Origin of the sequence: Aeromicrobium sp., from assembly GCF_047607065.1 — a bacterium.
GTDB lineage: Bacteria > Actinomycetota > Actinomycetes > Propionibacteriales > Nocardioidaceae > Aeromicrobium.
In genome coordinates this window covers 1-9,355 of the sequence record NZ_JASGDU010000014.1, presented here as the reverse complement: position 1 = coordinate 9,355, position 9,355 = coordinate 1, and the positions used below count along the sequence as shown (strand labels likewise).

Genomic DNA, 9,355 nt, shown 5'->3' with positions numbered 1-9,355 from the left:
GCCGCGGCGGTGTCGCGGTCGGCTCGGCCGGGCGCGCCGTGACCCGCCGCGCCCTCGCCGTGCGCCTGCCGCAGTGGCCCGACGCCCGCGCGGTCGTCGTCACCGCGCTCGTCGTCGGCCTGCTGACCGTCGGCCTCGGCTGGGCCGTGCTCGCCGGCTTCGACCGCCTCTTCGGGGTGAAGTCCGGCGGCGTCTGGGGCGTGTTCGCCTTCGCCCTGCTGGCCGCTGCGGGCTTCGCCGTTGGCCGCACGCTGCTGCGCTGGTTCGGCTACGACAGTGCCGGCCCGGTCGCCGGCCTCGGCCAACTGGTCGGCGTGGTCGCCTTGCTCATCACCCTGCCGAGCAGCGACCAGAGCCTCTGGGCGCTGCTCATCGTCCCGGCCGTCGCCCTCGTGTCCTACCTCGTCGCCCACGGGGCGATCCGCGCGGCCAACGCCGAAGAGGCCTCCTCGACCGAACCCGTCTCGACGGGCTGACGCCATCGCTCCCGTACCCTGTCTGACGTGAGGAAACCCGTGCGTCCGCTGCTCGCCGTGACCATGTTCGCCGTCGTCGCTGCGGTCTGCCTGAGCGGTTGCGGTGACGACGCGGACACCGCCGAACCGGTACCGACGCCGACCGGAGTCGCGAGCGATCTGGTGCCCGGCGCGTGCGTGGCCGCCCAAGGCGAGGCCGGCGTCCTCGGCGACACCACGATCACCGACGACGCCATCGTCGACTGTGCCGATCCGCACATCTACGAAGTGGTGGCAGCCCAGGACATGCCCGGTCAGTACATCGCCGGTACCGCCGCGACCGAGGACGACCGTACTCGCCTGCAAGCCGCGCTCGACGGCACCCGCACCGACTCGGTGCAGATCGCTTTCGCCTCCTTCGCCCGCGCCTATTGCGATATCGCGGTGCAGCGCGCAGCGGGTCTCGACGGCGACGCCGAGATCGCCGGAACCGACATCGCGACGCTCCAGGTGCGGCCTATGAGTCATGATTCGGTTCCGTATGCGGTCCTGCCGCAGTCCGGCTGGACCGAACAGCCCTCACTCCTGTGCGTCAACCGCTTCGTCGAGGTGTCGGCCGATCCTGCCGCAGCCCCCGTCGCTGCCGTCACCGGCCCGCAGACCGCGCTGCTGATGTCGGCCGACCTGCCGCTCGCGCAGCGCCTGTGCTTCTCCTTCGACGCCACCGGCATCCCGGCGGATGCCTCCTGTGAGGCGACCCACGACGCCGAGTACACCGTCACTTTCGACGCGACCTCCCTGCTGGACGCCGAACAGTTGGCGGCCTCCTCCGGCGACACCTACAGCCCGCTGCCCGAAGACGTGCAGGAGCGCCTCGACGAAGCCTGCGACGACGCGCTCGACCTCGTCATGGGCGACGACCGCGACGAAGCGGTGGCCGGTCACGCGCTGCGCGGCAGTGAGGGATGGGGTGCGGGCGGCCAGACCAATGTCGTCAACTGCTACGGCATGCCCGAGGATCCGGCCGTGGCGCTGCCCGCCGGGTCACTGTTCGGCCTCGGCGAGACGAAGGTCGCCGTCGTGGCGCGAGGCTGAGGGGCATGTCGATGGCATGCGCGGTGCGAGGCGGCTGGAACCGGTCGGCAGCGGCACTGACGGTGGTCGCTGTGCTGACGTTGTCCGGGTGTGGGGGAAGCGATCCACGCCCGCAGCCGTCGCCGAGTCCTGACGAGCCGGCATCGGTGGCGGCCGGGGACTGTATTGATGCCGGTGAGGGCAAGCGCGGCGTGGCCTCGGCGGTCGTCTCCACCGAGAACGTCGTCGACTGCGACGAACCGCACACCATCGAGATCCTCGCGGTCGAGGACTTCCCCGACGACCTCGTCGAGGACGACACCCCCACCGAGGAGTACCGCGAGAGCCTGGACGACCGGCTCTTCTACCCCGAGAACGATCTTGAAGAGGATCTGCGCAGTTGGATCCGCGACACCTGCGCGGTCGAGTTCGGGGCCGTGGAGGGCCTGGACGACATCGAGATGGAGGGCGAGCAGGCGGTCGAGGACTTCTCCATTGTGCCGATGAGCCTGAGCATCGCCTCCGGGTACGAGTTCCCCGACGAGAGTTGGGCCGAGCGCCCTCGGGTCGTGTGCCTGTCGCGCTACACCGAGCAGCGCGAGTTGTCGGAATCGGCCGACTCGCAGCGGTCGGTTGAGGTGACCGGCCAGCTCGCCGGCAGTTTCCTCACCGAGGACTTCCCCGACGACCTGCGCTACTGCGTGAACCGCAGCGCCACCGACCAGAGCCTGTCGCCGACCGACTGCGAGCGCGACCACCGCATCGAGTACGTGTATGCCTTCGACGCCGACGCGGTGCTTCCCGACGAGTTGATCGCCGCCATCGAGGCCGACCCGGCGAACCCCGGCGAGGCGACCATGACCGCCCTTGCCGTCGTGTGCGCCCAGGGCCTGCCCGAAGCCGTCGGCGACGCCTACGACGAAGACGTGGTGGCACCGGCGGCAGCCATCGGCTCGGGCTGGACCAGCAGCGGATGGTGGTACCGGCGCGTCGCCTGCGGTATCGAACCCGTCGACCCGGCCAGCAATCTCGGCGGCGGCTCGATCATCGGTGCCGACGAACCGGACCTGGCCCCCGCCCGCAGCCAGTGAACGACGGCCTGCGGGGTGGTGAGGTCCCTTCGAGGCTCGGGCGCTGGGCGCCCTCGCACCTCAGGGACCGGGTGACTCGATCCCTGAGGTGCGAGCCTCAGTTGGTGAGGAGGAGTTCGGCGATCTGGACGGTGTTCAGCGCCGCGCCCTTGCGCAGGTTGTCGCCGCTGACGAACAGCACCAGGCCCCGGTTGCCGGCGATGCTCTGGTCTTGACGGATGCGGCCCACCAGGCTCGGATCGGTGCCGGCCGCCTGCAGCGGCGTGGGCACGTCGACGATCCGCACGCCCGGTGCCAAAGCCAGAATCTCGCGCGCCCGCTCGGGCGTGATCGCCGCCTCGAACTCGGCGTGGATCGACAGCGAGTGACCAGTGAACACCGGCACGCGGACGCACGTACCCGCGACCAGCAGGTCGGGCAGGCCGAGGATCTTGCGGCTCTCGTTGCGGAGCTTCTGCTCCTCGTCGGTCTCGAACGATCCGTCGTCGACGATGGAGCCGGCCAGCGGCACCACGTTGAACGCGATGGGCGCGACGTACGTGACCGGATCGGGGAAGGGCACCGCCGACCCGTCATAGGCGAGGGCGTTGGCCTTCTCGACCACGGCGAGCGCCTGCCCGTGCAGCTCCTGCACGCCGGCCACCCCCGAGCCCGACACTGCCTGATACGAGCTGACCACCAGCCGGCGAAGAGCCGCCGCGTCATGCAGCGGCTTGAGCACCGGCATCGCGGCCATCGTCGTGCAGTTCGGGTTGGCGATGATGCCGCGCCCGCCCGGACCGTCGCCGGCGGGGATGTCATGGGCGTTGACCTCGCTTACCACGAGCGGGATCGACGGGTCCTTGCGGAACGCCGAGGAGTTGTCGACGACCGTGACGCCGGCCTCGGCGAAGCGCGGTGCCTGGGCGCGGCTGACCGTGGCACCGGCCGAGAACAGGGCGATGTCCAGGCCCGTCGGATCGGCGGTGGTGACGTCTTCGACGGTGATCTCCCGGTCGCCGAAGGGCAGCACGGTGCCCGCCGACCGGGGGGAGGCGAAGAACCGCACCTCGTCGGCGGGGAAGTTCCGCTCCAGCAGGATCTGTCGCATGGCCACGCCGACCTGACCGGTCGCGCCGACGATGCCGATAGCGGTCATCGGCCCGTCCCTCCGTAGACGACGGCCTCGACCTCGTCGGCCCCGAGGCCGTACGCCTCGTGCGCCGCGCGCACCGCGTCGTCGACCTGGCTCTCGGCGGTGATGACCGAGATACGGATCTCCGAGGTCGAGATCATCTCGATGTTGACGCCCGCATCGGCCAGCGCCCGGAAGAACGTGGCACTGATACCCGGCGAGTTGCGCATGCCGGCACCGATGACCGACACCTTGCCCACGCTGTCGTCGTACTGCAGGCGCTCGAAGCCGATGGAGTCCTGCGCCTTGGTCAGCGCTTCCATCGCGCGTGCTCCGTCGGCGCGCGGCAGCGTGAAGGAGATGTCAGTCAGCCCGGTGGCCGCCGCCGAGATGTTCTGCACGATCATGTCGATGTTGACCCCGGCATCGGCGAGCGCATCGAAGACCGAGGCGGCGTAGCCGACCTTGTCGGCTACACCCACGACAGTGACCTTGGCCTCGCTGCGGTCGTGCGCGATGCCGGTGATGATGGCGGCTTCCATGGCGGGGTCCTTCCGGACGGATTCGGCGGGAACCACCCAGGTGCCCTCCTTCTGCGAGAAGGACGAGCGCACGTGGATGGGCAAGTTGGTGCGGCGGGCGTACTCGACGCAGCGCAGGTGCAGGATCTTCGCGCCGTTGGCGGCCATCTCCAGGCAGTCCTCGTAGGAGATCTGCGGGATGCGGCGCGCCGTGGGCACGATCCGCGGATCGGCGGTGAACACGCCGTCGACATCGGAGTAGATCTCGCACACATCGGCCCCGAGGGCTGCGGCCAGCGCGACGGCGGTGGTATCCGAGCCGCCGCGGCCGAGCGTGGTGATGTCCTTGGTGGTCTGCGAGACGCCCTGGAAGCCCGCGACGATAGCGATGGCACCCTCGGCGAGCGCCTGTTCGATGCGCCCGGGCGTGACGTCGATGATCTTCGCGCGGCCGTGGTCGGCATCGGTGATGACGCCGGCCTGCGAGCCGGTGAACGAGCGGGCCTCCTGGCCGAGGTTGCCGATGGCCATAGCCAGGACGGCCATCGAGATGCGCTCACCGGCGGTCAGCAGCATGTCGAGTTCGCGCGCCGGGGGCAACGGCGAGACTTCGTTGGCGAGGTCGATCAGCTCATCGGTCGTGTCGCCCATCGCGGAGACCACGACAACGACGTCATGGCCGGCCTTCTTGGCCGCGACGATGCGCTGCGCGACTCGTTTGACGCTGGCGGCGTCCGCCACCGACGAGCCGCCGTACTTCTGCACGACGATGCCCATGATGTCCCTCGATCGACCTTCGGCACGCCGGTCGGCACGCCCCGGTCCATGCTACCGGCCGGTCAGGGTGGCCTTGGCCGGCGATCCGGTCAGCGAGCGCCGAAATCCTGCCGTTTCCTCCCGCTCCGGCATGACGAAGGGGGACCGCCCCGTAGGCGATCCCCCTTCGCGCGGGTGTGATGCTCAGCCGAGGGACTGCATGCAGGCGGTGCTCGCATCGGTGAACAACTGAGCGTCCGCCGGATCGACCCCGGTCGGGTCACCGTCGGCGATGGCCTGCAGCGTCTGGGCCGAGGCGTCGTCGTAGACCTCGTCGACGAAACAGCTCACGACGTCGGTGACGACACTTTCGGGCAGTCCGCCGCCGGCCTGGGCGTTGACGTACTCCGCGTAACCGGCGATGACCTCGTCCTTGCTGGGCTTGTCACCGTCAGACTCCTCCGTCGTGTCCTCGGTCTTCGAGGTGGAAGTGTCGTCCTTCTCGGTGTCGGTGTCACTGTCGTCCGAACCGCAGGCGGCCAAGCCGAAGAGGCCGATGGTGACGATCAGGGCGGTGGCGGTGAGTCGGCTGCGAATCTTCATCTGTACCCCTCGATCAACTGACATGGTCACCGCCCCGGCGGCGCTGACACGATGCAGCCTAGCGAAAGTTTCGCGAAGAAACCGATTGAGGGAGCCGTTCAGGCGACGCCAACCGACGTGCGCCCCTCGAACGCTCGGCCCAGTGTGAGTTCGTCGGCGTACTCCAGGTCGCCGCCCATCGGCAAGCCACTCGCGAGTTTGCTGACCTTGATGCCGAAGGTCGTCAGCGCCCGGATCAGATAGGTGGCGGTCGCCTCGCCTTCGAGGTTGGGGTCGGTGGCGATGATGACCTCGGTGATCGCCGGGTCGTTGAGCCGCGCGTACAACTCCTTGATGTGCAGCTGGTCCGGGCCGATGCCGTCGATGGGGCTGATCGCGCCGCCGAGGACGTGATAGCGGCCGCGGAACTCGCGCGTGCGCTCGATGGCGACGACGTCTTTGCTCTCTTCGACCACGCACAGCACGGTCGGATCGCGGCGTGGGTCGCTGCAGATGCGGCATTCGGGGTCGGTGGTGACGACGCAGCAGATCGCGCAGAAGTGGACCTTCGCCTTGACGTCGCTCAGCACTGCGGCGAGCCGGCGCACATCGTCGGGGTCGGCGTCGAGGATGTGGAAGGCGATGCGCTGGGCGCTCTTGGGACCGATGCCCGGGAGTTGCCCGAGCTCGTCGATGAGGTCCTGGATTACGCCGTCGTACACCCGCCCAGCCTACGGGCCGTACCTGCTCCCGCGCCGCAGCCGCCGCCGCGAACGCTCAACTTCGTTCCGGGTGAGGGGTTCAGCGGGCCAAGAAGGCAGCGATCATGTCGTGTCCGTGATGGGTGAGGATCGACTCGGGATGCATTTGCACGCCCTCGACCGGATGTACGCGGTGCCGCACGCCCATGATGACCCCCGAGGCGGTGCGCGCGGTGACCTCCAGGGCCGGCGGCAGGCTCGCGGGGTCGATGACGAGCGAGTGATAGCGCGCGCAGGTCAGCGGGCTCGGCAGCCCGGCGAAGACCCCGGTGCCCTCGTGGTGGACGAGCGACGGCTTGCCGTGAACGACCTGCGGCGCGCGCGCGACCCGCCCTCCGTACACCTCCCCGATGACCTGATGGCCCAGGCAGACGCCGAGCACCGGGAGCGCGGGTCCGAGCCGCCGGATCAGGTCGGCGCTGATGCCTGCCTCGGCCGGCGTGCCGGGGCCGGGCGAGACGATCACGTGGGTGAACTCCCCGGCCCGCGCCCGGCCGACCAGGGCATCGACATCGCCGTGATCGTTGCGCACGACCTCGGTGGTCGCACCCAACTCCCCGGCGTAGTCCACGAGGTTGTAGACGAAGGAGTCGTAGTTGTCGACGAACAGGACCCGTGTGCCGTCGCTGCGGTCGCGGCGCGGCACGGGATGCTCCGGCCGCTCGCCGGACCGCAGCCGCCGGGCGAGCGGTCCGGGCACCGGCCAGGCCCCGACGCCCGGCACCGCGCTGACCGGTACGGTGCCGCGCAGCGCGTTGGTCACGAACACCTCCGAGGCCGTGCGCAGGTCGGCCGTGGTCAGCCGGCGCTGATAAACGGGGATGCCGGACGACCGCAGCCGCTCGATTACCCGCGCGCGCTCGGTGCCGGGCAGGATGCGGCCGTCGAGCGGCGGGGTGTGTACGCCGTCGTCGTGGACGACGAACAGCGAGCCGCGGGCGGTCTCCAGCACCGATCCGTCGGCGTCCACGAGCAGCCGGTCGCGGCCGGGGACGTGCGCTCCCAGTTCGGTGCGACCGGCCCACTTGTGGGCACCCCAGCCGCCGGGCACGACCTGCACGTCGAGTTCCCAGGCGTCCGGCTCGCTGCGCAGGGGCGCGACGGTGAGCCGTACCTCGACGTCCCCGCCGTTGCCCTGCGACCCCCGAGGCGCGGCGTCGATCCGCAGCCGGTGACGACCGTGCAGGCCGCGGACCTTCGCGGCGACGGCGGCCTCTAGGCCCGCGCGGACGGTGCTGCCGTACAGCGACCGCACGCTCGCGTCGAGGCGAGCCAAGTGGGAGTCCAGGTCGACCGGTCGGCCGTCGACGACGAGCACCGTGTCGAAGACAGCCCGTTCCCCGAGGTGCTGCGACGAAGGAGTCCCCCGAGAACTCCGCTGCGCTCCGTTCAGGGAGGGGCCACCAGCCTCGAAGGGCGAAGCCTGCATTGTCGGGTCATTTCGAGGCTCGGGCGCGGGGCGCCCTCGCGCCTCAATGACCGACGTAGCACCGACGGCGGCCAGCAGCGGGGCGGCCTTGACGAGGCATTCGGCCTGCTCGGCCGCCGGCGTGGAGTCGGCCACGATGCCGCCGCCGACACCCAGCCATACCGCCCCGGACGACGTGTCGAACTCGAAGGTCCGGATGACGACGTTCAGTTCGAGTCCGGCATGCGGGCTGAGGTGGCCGATGGCCCCGGTGTACGCCTCGCGGGCGGTGGCCTCCTGCGCGGCGATGATCTGCATCGCCCGCACCTTCGGTGCCCCGGTGACCGATCCGGGCGGGAAGGTCGCACGCAGCAGGTCGGCATCGGTCAGGCCCGGACGCAGGTGGCCGACGACGTCGGAGACCAGATGCCACACGCTGTGCCTCTCCGCGCGGGCGATGGCCGGCACCCGCACCGACCCCGGCTCGCAGACCCGGCCGAGGTCGTTGCGCATGAGGTCGACGATCATCACGTTCTCGGCGCGATCCTTGGCCGAGGCGACGAGTTCGCCCGGCTCGGCCGTGAGCGGCGCGGTGCCCTTGATCGGCGAGGTCAGCACTTCGCGGCCGGTGCGCCGCAGGAACAGCTCGGGCGACAGGCTGACCACCGCGCCGCCGCCGAAGGCCACATAGGCCGCATACGCAGGGTCCAGTGCCTCGACGCCCGCGCAGAAGACGTCCAGGGGATCGCCGTCGAAGCGCGCTTCGAGCCGCTGGCAGAGGTTCGCCTGGAAGATGTCGCCCGCAGCGATGTGGTCGAGGACGCGGGCGACGGCCGCCTCGTGGGCGTGCGGCGCGGGCACGGAGGAGAACGGCGTGAACGTGTAGCGGCCCGTCGCGGCCGAGTCGGCGTACAGGTCGTCGGCGAGGGAATCGACCCAGGCCGCGAGTTCGTCGTCGGGGCCGAGCGATTCGGCCCACCACACCCCGCGGACCCGGCGCAGTACGTGCCGGTAGTGCCCGACGATGTGGTCGGGCCGCAGGTGGGGGCGGCCCGGCTCGGCACCGATCTGCTCCAGGCGTCGCCCGAGCCGATAGCCCCACAGCCCGATCCAGCCGCCGCCGAAGGTGCCGTCGGCGGGTGCCGGCGGGTGCTCGGCACCGATCTCGAAGGGGTCGGCACCGGCCGCGACCTCGGCGTCGGGGTCGAAGGTGATGAGCGCCTCGCCGTGATGCCAGGCGCCGGTCAGGGCGACGAGCCGGCGGCGGTGTCGCAGGCGGCGCAGCAGCGTGGTCGGCGAGTCGGTGACGTCACCGAGCCGCAGGCGGCTCGCGCGCGGGGTCATGGCAGGTCGAGACCGTCGATGACCTCGGCACCCAGCTCGCGGCTCAGCAGCGCCTCGACATCGGCGACCGACTTCTCGGCGAGCACCGGATCGGTCGGATCGGCGTGCGCATCGGGGTCGGGGCGCTCGCCGGGAGCGACCGGGTGCGCGAGCGCCTCGCGCACCGCCTCGGGCACGGGAGCCGGGGCCGGCCGCAGCGTGGCGGGCCGAGACGGCGGTGCGGCCGGGGGGCGGGGGGCCGGTTCGGCG

Annotated in this window: 8 protein-coding genes and 2 pseudogenes; 3 read left to right on the top strand and 7 right to left on the bottom strand. The window is 70.8% G+C overall.

Annotation, left to right across the window (positions count from 1 at the left end; translation table 11 throughout):
* The 3 genes from QM597_RS01985 to QM597_RS01975 form a co-directional block, all read left to right on the top strand.
* The coding region (locus tag QM597_RS01985; RefSeq protein WP_415003195.1) for a hypothetical protein at positions 1 to 476 on the top strand (476 nt) is incomplete at its 5' end.
* Between the two features lie 27 nt (positions 477 to 503).
* Positions 504 to 1,550 (top strand): hypothetical protein, encoded by a 1,047-nt coding sequence (locus tag QM597_RS01980; RefSeq protein WP_415003194.1) that lies wholly within the window; start codon positions 504 to 506, stop codon positions 1,548 to 1,550.
* A gap of 5 nt (positions 1,551 to 1,555) precedes the next feature.
* Positions 1,556 to 2,620: a hypothetical protein gene (locus QM597_RS01975; RefSeq protein WP_415003193.1), complete on the top strand. Its 1,065-nt coding sequence runs from the start codon at positions 1,556 to 1,558 to the stop codon at positions 2,618 to 2,620.
* A gap of 97 nt (positions 2,621 to 2,717) precedes the next feature.
* On the opposite strand, the gene QM597_RS01970 is transcribed toward QM597_RS01975, so the two are convergent.
* From QM597_RS01970 to QM597_RS01940, 7 genes and pseudogenes are all read right to left on the bottom strand, one after another.
* A complete protein-coding gene (locus QM597_RS01970; RefSeq protein ID WP_415003192.1) occupies positions 2,718 to 3,758 on the bottom strand; it encodes an aspartate-semialdehyde dehydrogenase in 1,041 nt (346 codons plus the stop codon).
* Positions 3,755 to 5,032, bottom strand: a complete 1,278-nt coding sequence (locus QM597_RS01965; protein ID WP_415003191.1) for an aspartate kinase — start codon at positions 5,030 to 5,032, stop codon at positions 3,755 to 3,757. The genes QM597_RS01970 and QM597_RS01965 overlap by 4 nt, the downstream gene beginning before the upstream one ends.
* A gap of 183 nt (positions 5,033 to 5,215) precedes the next feature.
* Positions 5,216 to 5,614 (bottom strand): hypothetical protein, encoded by a 399-nt coding sequence (locus QM597_RS01960; RefSeq protein WP_415003190.1) that lies wholly within the window; start codon positions 5,612 to 5,614, stop codon positions 5,216 to 5,218.
* Positions 5,615 to 5,712: 98 nt separating this feature from the next.
* Entirely contained in the window at positions 5,713 to 6,315 is a 603-nt protein-coding gene (gene recR / locus QM597_RS01955; RefSeq protein ID WP_415003189.1) for a recombination mediator RecR, read from the bottom strand.
* A gap of 79 nt (positions 6,316 to 6,394) precedes the next feature.
* On the bottom strand, positions 6,395 to 6,964 hold the full coding sequence (locus QM597_RS01950; RefSeq protein ID WP_415003196.1) for an anthranilate synthase component II: 570 nt from the start codon (positions 6,962 to 6,964) through the stop codon (positions 6,395 to 6,397).
* A gap of 123 nt (positions 6,965 to 7,087) precedes the next feature.
* Positions 7,088 to 9,106: pseudogene (locus QM597_RS01945) on the bottom strand (aminodeoxychorismate synthase component I); the annotation flags it as partial.
* Positions 9,103 to 9,355 (bottom strand): annotated as a pseudogene (locus QM597_RS01940) (hypothetical protein); the annotation flags it as partial. The pseudogenes QM597_RS01940 and QM597_RS01945, both read right to left, overlap by 4 nt.

What these genes read in the sequence shown, in the direction of transcription:
- QM597_RS01960 (WP_415003190.1), bottom strand. Translation starts at nt 5,614, where the DNA reads ATGAAGATTCGCAGCCGACTCACCGCCACCGCCCTGATCGTCACCATC.
- QM597_RS01970 (WP_415003192.1), bottom strand. Translation starts at nt 3,758, where the DNA reads ATGACCGCTATCGGCATCGTCGGCGCGACCGGTCAGGTCGGCGTGGCC.
- QM597_RS01975 (WP_415003193.1), top strand. Translation starts at nt 1,556, where the DNA reads ATGTCGATGGCATGCGCGGTGCGAGGCGGCTGGAACCGGTCGGCAGCG.
- QM597_RS01965 (WP_415003191.1), bottom strand. Translation starts at nt 5,032, where the DNA reads ATGGGCATCGTCGTGCAGAAGTACGGCGGCTCGTCGGTGGCGGACGCC.